This window comes from Undibacterium sp. Xuan67W, assembly GCF_049340165.1.
Taxonomy (GTDB): domain Bacteria; phylum Pseudomonadota; class Gammaproteobacteria; order Burkholderiales; family Burkholderiaceae_D; genus Undibacterium.
Genome location: NZ_JBMPPN010000002.1, coordinates 120620 through 139579, shown reverse-complemented (window position 1 = coordinate 139579; position 18960 = coordinate 120620). Strand labels below are relative to the sequence as shown.

Here is an 18960-nt window from a genome sequence, read left to right as displayed (position 1 = left end):
GTTTTGTAGCGTCAGTGTCATGAACAGATAGGCTCGATATACGAATTAACATGAATAAAAAATTTCCTAATTTGTTTTTTTCAATTGCAATAAGCGCTTTGTTGTTGTCTGGCTGCGGTGGAGAAAATAATTCAACCCCGGAAAACTCAATTAAAGTAGACACGCGCGCTAACACCGTTAAGAGCAAGGACGACATTCGCGCAATGCGTCCCGCGCCAGTGGCAAGTAAGTTACAAGAAAAAGCAGAAATACTTAGCGCCTTTAAACTTCCTCACAATTCTGGATTAATAAAATTTTCGTTGGGAAAACCCACTCAAGCAGAGACCACCTTAAAAAAAACGTCTGGCGTCGCGGTAAGCGAGCGTCAACATCAGATAGGGTTTAGCCGCAACTTAACTGGAAGGACAGATCAATCGCCGGATGTATCAAAATTGCTCTGGATGCCACTGCCGACAGGTGGGCAAGTAGCGAGCCTGAGTATCACATCGACAGCGGCGGCGGCAGTACGTATAGGTCTGCTCGTAACGCGCATGCCTAATGCCACAGAGATTCGCTTCGCAGGATCGGATAATCCAAGCACAGTCGTTGGGCCAATACTGGCTGGTAGAATCCAACTGAACCAAACGTACTGGTCGCCAGCATTGGATGGCGATACGGTAACAATGGAAATATTTTTACCAGCAGGGTCAAGTCCCAGCGACCTTGATTTTAGAATTGTGAAGATATCGCATCTTGTCAGCACTCCGTCAAATCCGCGCAATATCAACGTTAGCGAAAAAGGAGCCTCGTACTGTGAAGTTGATCTCGCATGCGCCAATCCACTGACACCAGAGTTGGAAGCAACTGGCAATAGCGCTGCAAAAATGATCTTTACAAAAACGGATGGAAATTCTTATTTATGTTCAGGCACGTTAATCAATAACGTAGCCAAAGACCCTTTATTTTTCTCTGCGAATCATTGCATTTCCGATCAAGAGACAGCCAGTACACTGAACACGTATTGGTTCTACCAATCATCCAGCTGTGGCGGCGGGTTAAAGCAAGTTGTTCATCTTTTTAACGGTGCCTCATTGTTGTATCACAGCACTCAAGACGATTTTTTGCTGCTGAAACTGAATGACTCCCCACCGACAAGTGCAAACTTTGCCGGTTGGGACGCAAAAGTGATCACGCCTCAAAATGTCATAGGAATCCATCATCCTCACGGCGATATTAAAAAAATTAGTTCTGGAGCTACGGATGCTAATTTCACTATCGTCAACGACAAAGGTTTATACACACCTGTTGTCTGGCAGTCGGGTATTACAGAGCCAGGCAGCAGCGGCTCTGGATTATTCACCTACAGCGATGGGTATTATGCTTTGCGCGGCGCACTTTATGCGGGTTCATCTACCTGCGCATCGCCAAGTGAGGCAGACTACTTTTCGCGCTTTGATTTAGTCTATGACAGTATTAAGGAGTACCTCACGACAAAAACCACACCCCAGACTGGGTGGTGGTGGAACCCCAATGAAGGGGGGAGAGGATTTACGATTGAAATCTTAAACAATAAGATGTTCTTTGCGGGATATCTTTATGATGAGAGCGGCCGAGCTACCTGGGTTGCATCAGGACCGACGTTGATGAGCTCCAGCTCCATGTATCACGGGGTATTAACCAGCTATAAAAATGGACAAACCTTGAATGGAAAATTTCAACCGGCAACTCAGGTTAATACAGGCATAGGAAATATCGACATCGTTTTCTCAGATGCGACTCATGGCACCCTAACTTGGCCTGGCGGTGTAGTGGCAATTCAACGCTACGACATCGTTCCAGGTGGAGTTAGTGCTCCAATCCCGGTCAATACACCAGAAACTGGATGGTGGTGGAACCCTAGCGAAGGTGGGCGAGGATTTTCTATCGAAATTCAAAATGGCAGCATGTTTTTAGCAGGCTATATGTACGATGCAAATGGTAATCCGGTCTGGTATGCCTCGGGACCAATGAGTATGACGAACGCTGGTACTTACAACGGGTTTTGGCAGCAATATGCGAATGGCCAGACATTGAATGGTAGTTTTAAGCCCGCAAACGTCATCAACAATAACGTCGGAAAAGTAAGTATTAACTTCTCCGACCGGAAAAACGCTATATTAACGCTGCCAAATAATACGCAAATAGCAATTACACGCTATGTTTTCTAATGTGTATAAACGACAAAGAATCGGGCCTTATCAAATTAAAAGATATTAAAATGACACACCTATATTCTGAATATCAGAATATTTCTCAAATAAAATAACCCGATTTTAATAACCTCATGCTGGGAATGTGAATACGTTCCGAAGCAGAAATTGGGTTAACAATTTAAGATTTATTCAATACAATTTTCTGTATTCAGATAACATTTAAGTACAAAATCCATTGAGACTACGACTAAAGACAGAAATAATCTTGTGCCGGACTTAGTCCCTGAACTTACACTAATTTCACACCTTCTTCGAATAAAGAATTAACCAACAAATTTATAATTCGAAACATTTGCTTTGGGTACCGAATATCCTGCAGCCACTGAAGAGATGCTTATTATTCGCTCAATTGCATGCGCTAAAGTTCCATCAATCTGCCCAGACTCAGCTTCAAAGTCATCGTCACTTATCGATAAATTTAGCAATGGTTGTAATGCATTAACCCTAGCCGCAAACATTGTTCCAGCGATAAAATTTTGCTTCTCAACAATTTTTGGCTGTATTCCTAATCGTTTAGCCAAACGATTAACTTTTGATGCATTTGCGCCCCAGTAATAAGACATCGGTACTACATGATTTTTAGGTCCGTATAAGCCAGCATCTGGATTTGTATCAAAATAATTCAACATCTCGTTTACTGCATTTTCTGAAATCAGTTCGTCATATAACTCTTTTCTCCACAAATAACCATCCTCCCTGTGGAGAGATTTTTTTGTATGTACCTTTATAAGAATCTCATGCCCATTGTTTATGACATGGGGCAAAATATTCAAAAATGGTAGTACATCTCTTCCTCTGTTCTCGACTGATTCAAGCAAAAATGGCTGTCCATTGATAAATAATTTTTCTCGAACACTGTCAACAATTTCATTTGGTGCAGTAATGTAAAGTTTATAAGCAACAGACGTCAGTTTATTTGCGTAGGATAATATTTCATCAAAAATCTCCTCATAATAGGCATGAACAACGATTGCAATCGGTATTGTTCTGTTAATGCGCACTCTTTCAGATCGCAATATATTTGTAACCTGTGCCATTCGAGCAGCCTCTAAGAACGCATAGCCATAACGTTGATCTGGTTCTAAATGCGCCCCTTCCGCCCACTCATTCCAGGCATTTACAAATACCAACCGTTCATCCCTCTTAGTTTGAGTATCACAGGTGTACTTAATAGCGTTTGACAGCCATTTTTGAAACAATACTGGCTCACTATTTATCAAAATAGAGCCTTTATTTTTTCTTCTGGCAGTGTTGTCCCAAGACGGACAAACACTACGAAATAACTGGTAACCCGGGGGCTTATATTTTTCGCTTCGCTCAATAAATGAACTCCAGTCATAAACTTGAGCCTGAAAATTCTGACTCAATGGTTGTACCAGATTAGTCACATTTGGAAGCCCTGCATTATTAGGAGGAAACTCAATAGCAGCGTCAAAGTCATACTCGGATGGGTCAAGCGACTCAAATGATTGCGTATAAGCCAGATAAATCTCACCAATCCCATTCTCTCTACACCAAGTGCGCCAACGAGCAACGGTCTCTTTTGGAGATGGTAATAGCCCCGGTCGGTAGACAATCAACAAGGGTTTACCATTGACACGAATATATCGCTCATCTCTCATGTATTGAGCAACATGCGCTATGAATGCAATGTCGTCTTCTGGGCTATGCTTCTGTTGAATCAACATCTCCTGATCCAGTCCATCCCAACGACGGCTCCAATTCTCATTCGCCCAACATAAGCAAAACGGCAAATCTAGCGATCTATCATGCAGGTAATTTTCTATCGGCTTTTCAAGTAATCGGGTTCCGCCAAACCAATAAAAATAGAAGCAGAATCCTTCTATTCCGTAGAGTTTTGCAAGCTCAATTTGGCGCCGTTGAACTGAGGTATCAAGCAGATCGTAATACCCAAGTTCGCCCGGAATATGTGGTTGATAGTGATTTTTAAATTGAGGTTGGGCTGGTTTAACGTTCGTCCACTCAGTAAATCCATCTCCCCACCATTCGTTGTTTTGAGGGATCGCATGAAATTGTGGCAAATAAAAACAAATCAGCTTTACCTGTTTATTTTGTAGCGGTTCCGCCTCTAACAAAGGGACATAAGTTGCAATACCGGTCGGCTCATCCGTTAATTCAGCATCACCCAACAAGGAAGCGTAGTTTGCCAACCCGGCATGTGCCGAGTCAGAATTAACCCAATGACGGTATCGACCAAATAAAGATGGAAAACTACTGATTAAGGAGCTTTTTAGTATGCCTTTCCATTTGCGAGGTAAAGGAAATATTCGCCAGAAAAACCGAATCGTATCAAATATGGTTGTTTGTAACGCTCCCAAAATACCGGTTTTTAATTTGCGATTGATGTAGCGAAAAGGCTTAGTAATAATCCATGAATGACTATTCAAAATTCTTTGCAAACTGGCGTCTTTATCAGCAACTTGTTTTGTCAATTCTTCAGCAAATTTTATGCGCGCATTCAAATCTTCTTCAAGCGTTTGAATATAAGTATTTTGCTTTAATACCGCTTCTGTTTGTTCAGTGATTATTTTTTGCGTTAAATTTTTTTGTCTATTCCAAGCTGTTTCTATTTGAGCGTCTATCAGCGCGCCATCATCACAAATCGTCATTGAAAACTGATAACCGGTTTCTATGGCGTGAAGTATCGTCAATGGTATTTGTGGATACCATTGAGGATCGTCATTTTCTGAACAAAGTATTCGCCCCTGGTCTGGGTTAACACCAGTCCAGTATGCATTGATTAATTCGGCGTCAGCATCTTTAGAAGACCATCGCCATAAAATTTCTTTATCTAAATTGACGATGTGAGCCTGTTTAATCCAGATTGATTTCCTAGCAGATGCTGGATCAATGCGAATTTGATTTAATTGCTCGTGACTTTCGTGTTGAAAATTAAACTCGACAATAAATTCATTGGCATTGACTTCATGTTTATAGCCAGGTAATTTTTTTTCCTCACTAAATCCCCCAGAGGAGGCTGCAGAGAAATAAAGTGCCGTAGTAAATATGGGGCTGACAAGCTTTTTCTGATATCGGGCGATATCATTGACCGGCTCAAGACTAGGATAGATTTTTGTAGCGAATATCCATTGATAGACTAGGGAATCAGGACGACTGGAAATAACGGCATCCAGCCAAGAGCTTGGAAAAAGTTTTGTTTGTTCATCACCGAACTCTGTATCCGACAAATTTCTTTGAACAGTATCTAAGTCCCAAAGGTATATGCCGCTCTCTGCTAATTTGGCTTGAAGGTTTTTGTAAGAATAAAATCGCAGGTGCGTATTATCAAGAAGGCCGTTTTGCGCGTAGCTAAACTTACCACCCAATAACTCGAGGGATGCCGCTATGTGGGTAATATTTGGTACGGAAAATAAAATCGTACCATGCGGTTTAATTAAAACTCTTAATTGTCTTAATAGTTGTTCTGGCTGATTAAGATGCTCTATCACGTCCGCGACAACGATATAGTCGTAAGACTCTGGGGTAAAGCTATCAAGTAAATTATCAGTTTCTAGATTTTTTATCGCAACTTTTCGATATACCGGATAGCAAATATCGATCGCGTCATGATCTAAGTCGACGCCATCAACAACACATTCCTTTTTCATTACAAGGTAGCGTCCAAGCATTCCACTAGAGCATCCAATATCTAACACGACTGAATTCGTGTCGATTTTTTCAACAATCTTAGATAACGATTCCTCTATGCCAGGGATAACATCCCTGCTGTATTTCGTGTGATTTTCCATTGCTTGATTCTTAACTCATCCGATATATTTTCATATTAAGCAATACTATAATTTTCTACTTAATTGAATTAAGAAATGCCTCAATGCATCGCGGATACCAAACGCACGTGTCTTTTGCGCTATTAGTGCGGAGTCATGCCAACAATTGGTGTGCTCATCGTACAAAGGAGAGTCTTCCCACTGTGTATAAGACTCGAGTACGTCTAGTTTGGCGTATTTGGCTAATGCGCTGAATCCGTCAGGATAGAACCGCCAACAATCAACAGGGTAACGATGTTCATAACCTGATGACGGTGCAACGATACAACATAAGCCTCCTGGTTTCAGAACTCTGGCAATTTCGAGCATCGTAATCCAAAAATATTCGATGTGTTCAAACGCCTGCCCAGAAATCACTACGTCAACAGAATTTGATTTGATTTGACTCCAGTCATATGGATCCGTCAAAACGATATCCACATTATTTCCTGGAACCATATCGGCACCCTGGTATTTCCAGTTTTTTTGATCACTGAATAAAGGTTTATAACTACCATTGACGTGAACTTCTTGCGCACCAATATCAAGGATAACGATGTGATTATTTTTTTTTGCTTCAAGATATTTATCTCGAAACGCCTTCATTTTGTCCATTGAACTTGTATGCATGGTCTATATTTAAAAGTAAAAAATTGAATTAATATTTATTCGGTAACGATGCTAATACCGATATTTTGCATGGGAATACCAATTAGCCCGGTGGTAGCTGACGATGACTCAGATCTTAAAATCATTGCGTCATGCACCCACTCAAGTTGGGTGTGCGTTTCATTTGTACCTATCGCAATTGCGACGCAAACTGAGTAATCCCCTTTTGGCAATATCGGCATATTGAACTCAAATTCAGCACAAATCTTAACATTCGACTGAACCGAAAGTGGCTGTTGAGAGTAAGTCAGGTAAGTATTATCTCCAAAAAGAACCTGGCCTAATTTATCTTTAATATAAAAGCCTAAAATTGGAGAGTAGATGTCTCGGACTACCGCAGCAACAACAGATAACACGACTCGCTCTCCACCAACGATCCAACTAAGAGGATTCAGGTCGTGATCGTGTAACTCAACTGATACGATTTTGGCCTCTTTAGTGCCAAAACTATTTGCATGTTGGTCAAACTCAAACACTTGAATATCATTTCTCAAATTGCTTGAGTTAATCCAGTTTAATCGCAGATCTTTTTTTTCTACAGCGAGGACTGTAGAAACGACGGGGGAGCTTACCTGAACCGTGACAGGAGGTCCTTGAGTGGCTTCATAAAAAGCAGCTAAGTATTGTTCAGACACGTCTTTTGCTGAGCCATTTAATTGTGTGCGACCTTTTTCCAACCAAATGGCGTTTTGACATAAACTCTTGATGGCAGCGGTATCATGGCTAACGAACAGGATCGTGCCTTTTTCCATAAACGCGCGCAAAAACCGCATACATTTTTGAGTAAAAAATGCATCTCCAACCGCAAGTGCCTCATCAATTACTAAAATATCAGCATCAACGTGCGCAATTACGGCGAATGCGACACGCACAAACATGCCACTGGAGTAGGTCTTAACTGGTTGTTCGATGAAATCGCCAATGTCAGCAAAAGCGATAATATCGTCAATCCGTGCGTCTACCTCATTTTTGCTTAAACCAAGCAATTGGCCGTTCATATAAATGTTTTCGCGACCGGTGTATTCAGGATCAAAACCTGAACCGAGCTCTAGTAAAGCTGCCACACGGCCATTGATAACTATCTCACCATGAGTTGGATTTAAGGTCCCGCATAAAATCTGTAAAAGAGTACTTTTACCCGAACCATTTCTTCCAATAATTCCGAGTGTTTCACCTTTTTTCAACTCAAAACTGACATCGTGCAACGCCCAATATTGCTTCGAAGAATTCTGCGCTAAAGATCGTAGTCGCTGCTTTATGGTATCAACCGGGCATAAGCGCGCTGCTAACGAGAAAAGTCCCTGCTTGAGCCTGTCATTTGGCTTTTCGTAGATTTGATAGCATTTACTGATATTTTTGATAGAAACAGCTAAATCAGAGGACATCCGCGAATCCCCTACGTGTTTTTTGAAAACAAATAAATCCGGCCCAGGCAATAAAAAATGCGACCAACGTGTACAGAACTAGCTCAGTCCAATCGGGTTGATTACCCCAGACAATGACCCTTCTTGCCGTTTCGATTGGGAACACCATAGGATTTAATTTAGCAAAAAATTGCCAACGTTCAGGTATGGCGGAAAGAGGAAAAAATACTGGAGAAAGAAACATCATTCCTGTCACTAAAATTCCGATAGTCTGACCGACATCCCTCAAAAAGACCCCTATCGCGGACAGAAACCAGCTTGCGCCAAGACAAATTAAAGCAAGGGGGAGAACGACCATTGGAAGAAACAATAGCGTTACCGGTACATAGCCAGTAATTGCAAACTGAAAAACCAGTAAAACAAGTACGCTAATTGACATATGAAACATTGCCGATAGCAAATTAACGCAGGCCAAAATTTCCAGAGGAAAGACAATTTTTTTAACAAAATTCACGTTATTGAGAATCAAACCAGGAGCACGATTCACATTCTCAGCAAACAAATTGAACATAATCATGCCTGCAAACAGAACAATTGCAAATTCAGATTTAGAGCTATGTGTCGCAGTCCAACGTGCTTGAAATATCTCACTAAATACAAAGGTATAGATAGTGAGCATAAAAACAGGGGTCAATAGTGACCACAACACTCCCAAACTAGATCCCTTATATTTACCCAAGGCATCTCGCGTCGCCATATCGGTAATTAAACGTCTGTGGACCCACAAGGTATGAATTGCGTAAAACGGTGAAATAGGGGGGGATGTCATTAGTGATGTTGGGTCAGGTTTAAAACTTGAAGTTGGATAATTACAGCGCGCGTTATTGTAAGTCTAAATCCGCTGTCTTCACTCAAAAACAGGATAGTGCCTGCCATGCTGCAGACGCACAAGAACAGTTACATTCTGTTAATACAAGCCAAACTACCCACGCCCATAAATATCATCAAATCGCACGATATCGTCCTCGCCCAAATATGATCCTGATTGCACTTCAATGAGTTCAAGATCCACATCGCCCGTATTTTCGAGGCGATGTCTGACGCCTAAGGGAATATAAGTAGATTGGTTTGCAAATAGCGTCATCATGTCCATGCCTCGTGTGACTAATGCTGTGCCACTGACGACAATCCAGTGTTCAGCGCGGTGATGATGCATTTGCATAGATAGGCGGCCGCCCGGCTTAACGACTATACGTTTCACCTGAAATTGTTCACCATTATCAATGGAGTCGTAATGTCCCCATGGACGATAAACTTTGCGATGATTTTCGGTTTGCGGATAACTAGCTGTTTTTAACCGGCTGACGATTCGTTTGATATTTTGGGTATTTTTTTTGTCCGTTACCAACACCGCGTCTGGTGTTTCGATGACGATCATATCCTCTAGCCCCAGACATGTCACTAAACGGCTATCGGACATGACTAGACAATTTTTAGAGTCTTCTAGTACGACATCACCGTGAACGACATTTCCTTGTGAGTCTTTTTCCGACACTTGCCAAACGGCATCCCACGCACCGACGTCGGACCATCCTGCATTAAGCGGCACCACTGCCCCTATGATACTTAACTCAGGGCTAACGGGTAATTTTTCCATCACGGCATAGTCAATGGAATCAGATGGGCAACGAAGGAAAGATTCTTTATCAATCCGAATAAAATCACAGTCGACTTTAGCCAACTCAACGGATTGCTGACAACTTGCCAGCATTGCGGGATTCAAGTGTCCTATTGCTTTTAACCAGACACTGGCGCGCATCAAAAAGATGCCGCTATTCCATAAATAATTACCACTTGTGACATAGGCTTGAGCGACGCTCAGTTCGGGCTTTTCAGCAAAAGCTTTTAACTTTCGAACCAGTCCGGTATCAAAATTTTCGCCGACTTCGATGTAGCCATAACCAGTTTCCGGGCGATCGGGTACGATCCCAAAAGTAACCATGGCGCCATTCAGTGCATGCGAGAGTCCTGCTTGTATCGTCTGATGAAAAGCGACCTGGTCTGCGATTACATGGTCAGCAGGCATCACTAACAATACTGAATCAGCCTGATGTTGAACTGCGGCGAGCGCTGCCAATGTGAGCGCCGGAGCCGTATTTCGGCCAGCTGGTTCAAGTAAAATCGATGGCGTATTGACACCGACGGCACGCAATTGTTCGGCAGTGATAAAACGATATTCTTCGTTACAGACAACCATCGGTGATGAGGCGACGGTGACGTCCCCTTGAAATCCGTGCAACCGGCTAGCAGTTGCTTGCAACATGGTTTGCTCGCCAACCAGACTATGCAGCTGTTTAGGATGTTTTTCACGAGAAAGCGGCCACAGTCGGGTGCCAGATCCACCGGATAAAATGACTGGTTGAAGTAACATAGTTAGATCGTCGAAAATGACGCGTTGAAGTTGCCAAATATTGCATTTAATTCAATTACTCTATTATACCGTGATGCATCGGATAATAATGTCTGTGAATTGTCATAATAGTATACTGGTCGGCGTACAGTTTTACCCAAAAGCAGGCGAGATGGGACGTCAACGAAATGCTCAAAAAAATACAAGAGCGCCACTATTTTTAACCTCTTTTTTCTTCCGTTTTTAATTTAAAACCATGACAAAAATCATCTCCGCCAATCTCAACGGCATACGCTCCGCAGCGAAAAAAGGCTTTTTTGAATGGATGAATCAACAGCAGGCTGATTTCGTTTGTGTGCAGGAATTAAAGGCGCAGGAACCGGATATGACTGATGATTTTTTGACGCCGCATGGCTATCATGGGCATTTTCATTATGCAGAGAAGAAGGGTTACTCAGGTACCGGCGTCTATAGCAAGCAAAAACCTGATGCGGTAGAAATCGGTTTTGGTAGTCCTGAATTTGATGCGGAGGGACGTTATGTGCGCTGTGATTTCGGTAACTTATCGGTGATTTCTGTGTATTGCCCGTCCGGCTCCTCATCGCCTGAACGTCAGGAAGCAAAGTTCCGTTTTATGGATTTATTTTTTCCACATCTCGCCTCGTTGATCGCGGAGGGGCGGGAGCTGGTCATATGCGGCGACTGGAATATTGCCCACAAAGAGATCGATCTGAAAAACTGGAAAAGTAATCAAAAAAATTCCGGTTTTTTACCTGAAGAACGCGCCTGGATGACGACCTTGTTTGAGGAACTGGGTTGGGTGGACGTGTATCGCCGCTTACACCCGGAGACAACAGGTGACGCGTACACCTGGTGGAGCAACCGTGGTCAGGCTTGGGCAAATAATGTCGGCTGGCGCATTGACTATCATGTGGCAACTGCTGGCATCGCGGCCAAGGCGAAGCATGCTTCTATTTATAAAGAAGAACGTTTTTCTGATCATGCACCACTGATCATTGAGTATGCCTGAGTCTAGGTCAGCCTAACTGATATCGTTACCATCCTGAGACGGACATCCCTCACACAAAATAAGGAGGCAAATCCATATACTCCTCCACAGTATGTAATTGCATTGTATGATTCCGCCCGTCTTCATTGCGGAATCATACAAAGAAATGACATACTCCCCCCATATCCTCTATTAATATCGGACGGAAATTTGTCAGTATCGGCAGTCATTATTTAACGGCATCACTGCGCATTACCCGGTCTTTTTTCACACCCGATAATTTGCTTCCCTGTTTCTGCACATAGACCTCGAGCGCCTCCAGATCGTGACCGATGATCTGGCGCTGCTGGCCTTGTTTGAATATGGTGAAACCATCGCCACCGTCGGCCAGGAATTTATTCACAATCACTTTGTATGAACGCGCTAGCTGGATAGGCTGACCGTGTACACGCAAATCCTGAATACGCTGAGAGATATCCGACGCCGGGTTCCAGCGATAGCTAAAACCGTTAGAAACAAAAAGCTTCTTAGGATCGTCTGCATCACGCCCCGCCCATTGCTGCTGAAGTAAAGCGATGATCTGCTCGCCGGTCAAACTCATGCTGACCAACTCATTACCAAACGGCTGTACGGCATAGATATCGCCGAAGGTAACGTCGACTTCTTTGCTATCCGTCACCGAAGGTAAATCGCTGCGGATACCGCCTGCATTCATAAAGGACACATCAGCCGGACCAAAGCGTAAGCCGAACTGTAATTGTGCGTCTGAAATGACATTGCCCAGAGCGCTGTCAAATCCATGAGAACCGCTTGACCGAGTCAATGGTGCAGCCAGTTTCGTCACAACACGTTGGCGTATTTCTGAGGTAAGGGCCGTGACTTTATCAACCAATTGTTGCGCAATGGGATCGGCAACCAATGCCCCCTGATCGACCAGATAATTGGTCGCATTGGCGGACACTACCAGGTTGTTGCTGCGATTAATCGTGAGCTTGGTCTCAGTCAGATAAGCGCCATAGCTGCGCGCCTGCACCACCAAACGGCCATCAATCTTGCAGGTATAGCCTTGATGCGAGTGTCCGGACACCACCATCGTGACAGCCTTGTCCAATCGACGGGTGATATCAATAATCGGTCCTTTTAAGCCTTCGCAGCGATAGCTAGGATCATTGGCTGCGCCCGCATAATTGGCACCTTCATGTATCAACACGACAATCACAGAAATGCCTTGAGCCTTAATCTCCGGAACATAGCGATTAATCGCCGCAGCTTCTTTATCGAACTGCAAAGTCTTGATGCCTTCAGCTGAGACAAGATTAGGCGTATCCGATGTCACTGCACCGATAAACGCGACTTTAATATCACCGACCTGACGGATGACATAGGGTTTCAACCACGGCTGCGCACTCGCCTTGTCAATGACATTAGATGCAATGTAGTCAAATTTAGCCCCCTTAAATCCTGGAAATTCACACCCCTTCTCAGGGCAATCACCGTTGATCTTGCGCTGCAGATCCTGGCGTCCACCATCAAATTCGTGATTGCCAACCGACGTGACATCCAGCCCAATTTGATTCATGCCTTCAATCACAGGCTCGTCTTTGAGTATTGATGAACCTATCGGTGACGCACCGATCAGATCACCGGCGCCAACGAGTATGCTGGCCGGTGCTAACTTGCGACGCTCTTTTAAAATACTCGCAAGATAGGCATAACCGCCTGCGGGTTTTGTTGCGGCCTTGCCATTCGACGCTGCCCCTTCCGTCGGAGCCAGATAAGGAATAGGCTTGTCCGATTGCAGATTGCCGTGAAAATCGTTGATACTGAAAATCGTGATTTCGGTAGTAGGGCCGGGACTAATAGCTGACTGCTTTGGCGCAGCGCAGGCCGTTACTAACAAGACGGTGAATATGGATGCGACAGATTTCGTGCTGAACATATCGGTTCCCAAAAAAATAAAGCCTGCAATAACGCAGTGCGATATTGCAGGCTAGTACAAATCAGATTGTTATGACATTGAATTAAATAAAGAACTCACTATCGCAATAATCTTTGTTGAAGCAAATTAATAATCTACTGAGAAAGTTACAGAAGCGTAACGTGGAGCACCTAAGTAGTAGAAAACCGATTTACCAGCAGCAGTACCGTATGCCAAAGCATTCGTCACGTTGAAGCTTGATGGGTTACGGTATTCTTTATTAAGCAAGTTACTGACGCTGAAACGCAGTGTTGGCTTTTTCAAATACGTTGTATTTGAAAATTGGTAACCCGCATCCAAACCAACCAATGTGTAAGCAGGAACCAATTCATCATTGGTCATAGTTGCCCATTGCTTGCCAGTATATTTCGCTTTCAAACGTGTGTACCATGCGCCTGTTTCATATTGCGCGCTCAGTCCCGCTTTCCAGGTTGGCGTCAATGTCATTTCTTTACCAGCTGTTGGCAAAGTTGCTGTTTTGCTGACGATCAGATTGTCTTGAATTTCGCTCTTAGCGTAACCCAAAGAGCTGTAGAAAGACCAGCCGTTGACTGGCGTATTACCCAATTCAACTTCAAAACCGCGAGTTTTAACTTTACCTACGCTAGTCAAGCTGCTCAGATTCGTTACCGGATCATAAGCAGTGGCCTGACGGTCACGGAAATCAACAGAGTACACCGTGAACTGACCTGTCAGTTTTTCGCTTTGTAAGCGATATCCCAGATCCAGGTTATACGAAGTTTCTGCTTTCACATCGACGGGCATCGTTGCAACGCCGTTTGTTACGACAACGTTACCCGTTGTGGCATACACAAAGTTTGGCGGTACTTTCATGTTCTTAGCTAAGCTTGCGAACACGGAGTTATTGTAATCGATCTGGTAACGAGCACCTAACTGAGGCAATACTTCAGAGTAGGTTTTCTTGATGTTATAACCGACACCTGAACCCTCACTGGCGTAGTTTGTGAAGTCACGCTTCATCGTTGGCGCGCGAACACCAAAATTCAAACTTAACTTATCATCCATTAAGCTAATGGTGTCTTGTGCAAAAATCTGGTAAGCAGTACTAATTGTTTTCCAGTCACGACCTTGATACGGAGTGCCATCTGGACGAGTGATGCGTCCTTCTTGCAACCAGATATCTCCCGCATTGCCGTTAGCGTCAACAGCAACCATAGGTCCAAATTGCTCATGCACAGCACGCTCAGCCCAGAAACCGGCTAAAACTTGGTGATTGCCAAAAGTATGGGTTAATGACGCTGTAATACCTGGGCGATTCGTACGTGTCACGTTTGAGCTCGCAACAATGACCTTGTCCAGTGTGTCGCCATCGCCATTCAGGTCAACAGCAGCTGTATTTTTTCCAGTAACTGGGTTGAGGAAGGCATTTTCGGTTTGCAAACGTTGTTGAACGCCACCCGTACCATATCCATACCAAAAATACGGAATTATTTTCAAATCAGTATCTTCACCAATACGGAATTTACCGACTGCAGATGCAATAACGTTTTCAAACGGATTCTTAGTCAGTTGATAGAAAGTGTCCGCATTTGCTTGAGTTGGATCGCTACCAGCCTTGCCAGGTGTTGGGGCTACGTGACCGATGAACTTGGTTGAATAATCGTAGTAGTAACCGTTTTTAGCCAGATCAGCCAAGTTGAAAGTGCTGATATTTTGGTTAATTGCTTTGTTGTACAAGATCGTACCGTTGATCGAATTAAAACGATCGAAATCAACGCGGAATCCCATATCGACGTGATCACGGTTAGCACCACCCCAACCTTTCCATTTATCCGCTTGCGCATGAGAAACGGAAATGAAGAAACGTGAACGCTCACCCAGCATACCTGTGTCATAACGCACATAAGTTTTCGACAAATTCAAGCCACCAAGTGTCTGCATCAGGCGGAAGTTTTGTGTCTTCGACGGATCGCAAGTAGTGATACCGAAGTTACCGCCAGTCGCACCGATCTGTGGAGAGTCAACGTCTGTTGAACCTTGTGTTACGAACTGGGTACAAGTATTTTCCTGATCCACGAATTCTTGCGGGAACACAGAGAAGCTACCGGAGTCATTGACCGGCACGCCGTTAATCGTTGCACCGATCTGATCGCTGTTAAAGCCGCGCAATGTCAAGCCGCCACCGAACAAGCCTGTTGCATCGTAGTTGTAGCTATTCACTGCTGGCATCAGCTCCAGAGCTTCGTACGCATTGCCGGTAGGACGCTGTTTTGCCAACTCTTCTGCTGTGATCGTGCTGCGTGCTTTTGGCGCGATTTCTTGCACCATCAAACCCATACCGACTTTCTTACCGGTGATGGTCACACGGTTAGGATCAGTTGGTTCGTTAGTTTCTGCTGGCGGCGTTGTTTGCGCATAGGCACTCAGACACACCAGTTGACAAGCGACAGCAACCATCGACAAACGCGATGGAAATGCTGATGTATTTCTTGATTGTTTCATTTACTACTCCTGGATCAAGGGTTTTTAGAATTCATTACAAAACGATAAATCAGGGACCAATTTCTTCACTGCTTGAAATATTGCTGATCGACTTCAGTCAAAACAAAAACATGTTGCAAAAAATTTGAAAATTACTTCCAATCCTTAGGCTGAGCGTTGTAGTACCACAACATCTCCCTTTTTTAGCGCATTTAACATGTCAAAAAAATAAGCCTATTATCAGGATTGCGCAAACGATTGCTTGTATTCAAAAAGCGGAAAGCTGAGGACCGCGCAAACGATTGCTATATTTTTTAAAAAAAACGGGAAAGTCTATTTTCACAGTTACCGCACCATTTTTAGAGTGCAATATGTCTTGTGAAGACTGAAATACCTTCTTTAAAGCAAAAAAGCAGGAAGCATGCCATTCACAAATACCGATCTTTTCTCACTACATGCTTTAGAAAAAACAGCGGTTTTTTTGCAATTTTCAGCCGATATATCTATGTCAAAGTAAAGTCTAACAACAAATTTTTACAAAAGCAAAGTCTGCCAGCCAATTATGAAGGCTTCGTGACATGAAGAAAAAACTCGCAGAAAAAAGTCACAAATGAGACAAATATGCACAATTTGCACTATTACAGTGCAAATTTGAATCAAGCGGTGGTTGAGATGGGTGGCAAGTGCAGTTCAATCAATCGCAGCAATCTGTTTGACATTACTGCGGTAGGGAGCAATGGAGGCAGAGTTCAGGCCTTTGGCGTGAACATAAAGAGGCATGACCTCGGGCAAGTGACGACGAATTTCCTCTATCCGGTCTTTGCCGGCAGGATGTGTAGAGAGCCATTGCGGAGGCGCACTTTTATTCACGATGGCCATCTTTTGCCATAACGCAATACCAGCACGCGGATCGTAGCCAGCACGCGCCGCAATGTCGAGGCCCACAACGTCTGCCTCTGTTTCGTCATCACGTGAAAATTTCAGCATACCTAAATTAGCCGCACCACCGGCGACTGAACCGGCGAGATTTGGGTCATAGCCTTTGGCACCGGCGATAATTTCCGCGAGCTTGACACCAAAATTAGCAACCCTGGCTTTACCTGCACGCTCAGCACCATGTTCACGCAAGGCATGCGCAATTTCATGCCCCATTACGATCGCCACCTCATCATCCGTTAATTTGAGCGTATCGAGAATGCCCGTATAAAAAGCGATCTTGCCACCTGGCATGCAATAGGCATTAATTTGTTTTGATCCGATCAGATTAACTTCCCATTTCCATTCGGGCGCACTTGGATTCCAACGCATGGCAAATGGCTTTAATTTTTCTGCGATCGCGCGTAGACGTATGACTTGCGGATGATTGTCTGGCCCTAACGCATGCTGACCCTGAGCCTGCTGCAAGGTCTGCTGGTACTGCGTCGCCGCCTGTGTCTCCAGACCGCCGCCTAACTTACGAAAAATCGACATCTCGCCGACTTTCACGCCGTCTTGGGAATCGGGCAACTGAGCATAGGCAGATAAACCCGCTATCTGAGCGAGCATCAGTACCGAAAAAAAGATCCGTTTCATTATTCCTGCTCCTGACACATTTGACGACGACATGATAACGAATAAAAGAATATCAAGATGTCACAAATAGAAAAATCAAATACGGTCACTAACCAACGGAGGCGACGCTTTTTTTTTCATTCCAAGGCGCGACTTTCAACAACAGCAACAACCCAGGAATCGCCAGCAAAAAGCATAAGAGAAAGAATTGGAACCACCCTGTCTGCGCGACGATATAACCAATCAGCGACGTGGTAAACGTACGTGGCACTGCGGCCAGGCTTGTGAACAAAGCAAACTGCGTTGCTGTGTAGCGCGGATCCGTCGTACGGGCAATGAATGCGACAAAGGCTGAAGTACCAAGCCCAACGCCAAACGCTTCAAACGCCAACGTCGTTCCGAGCAACAGCATGTTCGGACCAGTATGTGCCAGCAAAGCAAACCCCAGAATGCTAAACGCCTGCACCACACCAAATATCCACAAGGCACGGTTAATGCCAAGCTTGATCATCCAGATACCACCGACAATTCCACCGGCAATGCTACCCCAGAATAATGTGACCTTGGCAATCGCACCGATCTGCGTCAACTGAAAACCTAGATCAATAAAAAATTTGGTCGCCAGAGTCGCCGCCATACTATCGCCGAGTCGATATAGGAAAATAAAGCTCAATATCCAGACAGCATTGGCCCAACCGTCACGTGTGACGAATTCACGAAACGGCAAGATAACTGCATCCTCAATTGTCTTCGGAGGATCGCCATAGACTTGCGGCTCTTTGACCAGCAATGTGCACATCAATCCGGGCAACATAAAAGCTGCGGTGATCCAGAACACCCACTGCCAGCTAATTAAGTCAGCCAGAATCAACGACAAAGCACCAGGCACCAGTCCAGCAACTTTATACGCATTCACCTTGACCGCAGCTCCCAAACCTTGCTCGTTGTCGTCGAGAATCTCGCGGCCAAATGCGTCGATCACAATATCCTGACTCGCGGAGAGAAACGCCACCAGCGTCGCCAAGGCGGCAATGATGGGTAACTGCGTCACCGGGTCCAGCCAGCCCAGACTACCTATGGCGAAGAACAAGGCGACTTGAGTAAGCATCATCCAACCGCGTCGGCGGCCCAGACTGCCAAAGCTGAAGCGATCCATCAAAGGTGCCCAGATAAATTTCCAGGGATAAGGAAACATCACCAAGGTAAATAGTCCAATCGCCTTCACGTCCAGACCCGACTTGGATAACCAGGCCTGTACGAGATTGATCAAAATAAATAAGGGCAATCCTGAGCTAAATCCTAAAAAAACCAGGATCAGCATGCGCCGGTTCAGGTATTGCTGCCAGCCGGCGGATTCCGTTTTATCTGAAGCGACTTTGCTCGGATCGTTGTGCTTATTATTCATGCAGATTTTTCTACGTTAAGAATGCCAGCCGGTCACACTGTCGGCTACACAAGTTATCAGTTGTAATTAGTTGTAGTTAGTCGTAACTAGACAGGCTGAATCAGATGGTGCAA

Annotated in this window: 11 protein-coding genes; 2 read left to right on the top strand and 9 right to left on the bottom strand. The window is 44.3% G+C overall.

Annotation, left to right across the window (positions count from 1 at the left end; all coding sequences use genetic code 11):
• Positions 1-50 precede the first annotated feature (50 nt).
• Positions 51-2186 carry a trypsin-like serine peptidase gene (locus ACO0LE_RS02335; protein ID WP_422958806.1) on the top strand — a complete coding sequence of 712 codons (2136 nt, stop codon included), beginning with the start codon at positions 51-53 and terminating at the stop codon, positions 2184-2186.
• A gap of 308 nt (positions 2187-2494) precedes the next feature.
• On the opposite strand, the gene ACO0LE_RS02330 is transcribed toward ACO0LE_RS02335, so the two are convergent.
• From ACO0LE_RS02330 to ACO0LE_RS02310, 5 genes are all read right to left on the bottom strand, one after another.
• Positions 2495-6001: a glycoside hydrolase family 99-like domain-containing protein gene (locus ACO0LE_RS02330; RefSeq protein WP_422958805.1), complete on the bottom strand. Its 3507-nt coding sequence runs from the start codon at positions 5999-6001 to the stop codon at positions 2495-2497.
• Positions 6002-6046: 45 nt separating this feature from the next.
• On the bottom strand, positions 6047-6649 hold the full coding sequence (locus ACO0LE_RS02325; RefSeq protein ID WP_422958804.1) for a methyltransferase domain-containing protein: 603 nt from the start codon (positions 6647-6649) through the stop codon (positions 6047-6049).
• A 35-nt stretch (positions 6650-6684) separates the two neighbouring features.
• Positions 6685-8073, bottom strand: a complete 1389-nt coding sequence (locus ACO0LE_RS02320) for an ABC transporter ATP-binding protein (protein ID WP_422958803.1) — start codon at positions 8071-8073, stop codon at positions 6685-6687.
• On the bottom strand, positions 8063-8881 hold the full coding sequence (locus ACO0LE_RS02315; protein WP_422958802.1) for an ABC transporter permease: 819 nt from the start codon (positions 8879-8881) through the stop codon (positions 8063-8065). Before ACO0LE_RS02315 ends, ACO0LE_RS02320 begins: the two co-directional genes overlap by 11 nt.
• 153 nt (positions 8882-9034) lie before the next feature.
• On the bottom strand, positions 9035-10483 hold the full coding sequence (locus ACO0LE_RS02310; RefSeq protein ID WP_422958801.1) for a mannose-1-phosphate guanylyltransferase/mannose-6-phosphate isomerase: 1449 nt from the start codon (positions 10481-10483) through the stop codon (positions 9035-9037).
• A 235-nt stretch (positions 10484-10718) separates the two neighbouring features.
• On the opposite strand from ACO0LE_RS02310, the gene ACO0LE_RS02305 reads away from it, so the two are divergent.
• Positions 10719-11492, top strand: a complete 774-nt coding sequence (locus tag ACO0LE_RS02305; RefSeq protein WP_422958800.1) for an exodeoxyribonuclease III — start codon at positions 10719-10721, stop codon at positions 11490-11492.
• 208 nt (positions 11493-11700) lie between these two features.
• Here the strand turns inward: ACO0LE_RS02305 and ACO0LE_RS02300 are convergent, their stop codons facing one another.
• The 4 genes from ACO0LE_RS02300 to ACO0LE_RS02285 form a co-directional block, all read right to left on the bottom strand.
• The gene (locus ACO0LE_RS02300) at positions 11701-13410 is read right to left on the bottom strand and encodes a bifunctional metallophosphatase/5'-nucleotidase (protein ID WP_422958799.1); all 1710 of its coding nucleotides are present in this window, start codon (positions 13408-13410) and stop codon (positions 11701-11703) included.
• Between the two features lie 126 nt (positions 13411-13536).
• A complete protein-coding gene (locus tag ACO0LE_RS02295; protein WP_422958798.1) occupies positions 13537-15912 on the bottom strand; it encodes a TonB-dependent receptor in 2376 nt (791 codons plus the stop codon).
• 669 nt (positions 15913-16581) lie between these two features.
• The gene (locus ACO0LE_RS02290) at positions 16582-17463 is read right to left on the bottom strand and encodes a M48 family metallopeptidase (protein WP_422958797.1); all 882 of its coding nucleotides are present in this window, start codon (positions 17461-17463) and stop codon (positions 16582-16584) included.
• Positions 17464-17551: 88 nt separating this feature from the next.
• Positions 17552-18847 carry an AmpG family muropeptide MFS transporter gene (locus ACO0LE_RS02285; protein ID WP_422958796.1) on the bottom strand — a complete coding sequence of 432 codons (1296 nt, stop codon included), beginning with the start codon at positions 18845-18847 and terminating at the stop codon, positions 17552-17554.
• Between the last annotated feature and the right edge of the window lie 113 nt (positions 18848-18960).

What these genes read in the sequence shown, in the direction of transcription:
- ACO0LE_RS02335 (WP_422958806.1), top strand. Translation starts at nt 51, where the DNA reads ATGAATAAAAAATTTCCTAATTTGTTTTTTTCAATTGCAATAAGCGCT.
- ACO0LE_RS02330 (WP_422958805.1), bottom strand. Translation starts at nt 6,001, where the DNA reads ATGGAAAATCACACGAAATACAGCAGGGATGTTATCCCTGGCATAGAG.
- ACO0LE_RS02325 (WP_422958804.1), bottom strand. Translation starts at nt 6,649, where the DNA reads ATGCATACAAGTTCAATGGACAAAATGAAGGCGTTTCGAGATAAATAT.
- ACO0LE_RS02320 (WP_422958803.1), bottom strand. Translation starts at nt 8,073, where the DNA reads ATGTCCTCTGATTTAGCTGTTTCTATCAAAAATATCAGTAAATGCTAT.
- ACO0LE_RS02315 (WP_422958802.1), bottom strand. Translation starts at nt 8,881, where the DNA reads ATGACATCCCCCCCTATTTCACCGTTTTACGCAATTCATACCTTGTGG.
- ACO0LE_RS02310 (WP_422958801.1), bottom strand. Translation starts at nt 10,483, where the DNA reads ATGTTACTTCAACCAGTCATTTTATCCGGTGGATCTGGCACCCGACTG.
- ACO0LE_RS02305 (WP_422958800.1), top strand. Translation starts at nt 10,719, where the DNA reads ATGACAAAAATCATCTCCGCCAATCTCAACGGCATACGCTCCGCAGCG.
- ACO0LE_RS02300 (WP_422958799.1), bottom strand. Translation starts at nt 13,410, where the DNA reads ATGTTCAGCACGAAATCTGTCGCATCCATATTCACCGTCTTGTTAGTA.
- ACO0LE_RS02295 (WP_422958798.1), bottom strand. Translation starts at nt 15,912, where the DNA reads ATGAAACAATCAAGAAATACATCAGCATTTCCATCGCGTTTGTCGATG.
- ACO0LE_RS02290 (WP_422958797.1), bottom strand. Translation starts at nt 17,463, where the DNA reads ATGAAACGGATCTTTTTTTCGGTACTGATGCTCGCTCAGATAGCGGGT.
- ACO0LE_RS02285 (WP_422958796.1), bottom strand. Translation starts at nt 18,847, where the DNA reads ATGAATAATAAGCACAACGATCCGAGCAAAGTCGCTTCAGATAAAACG.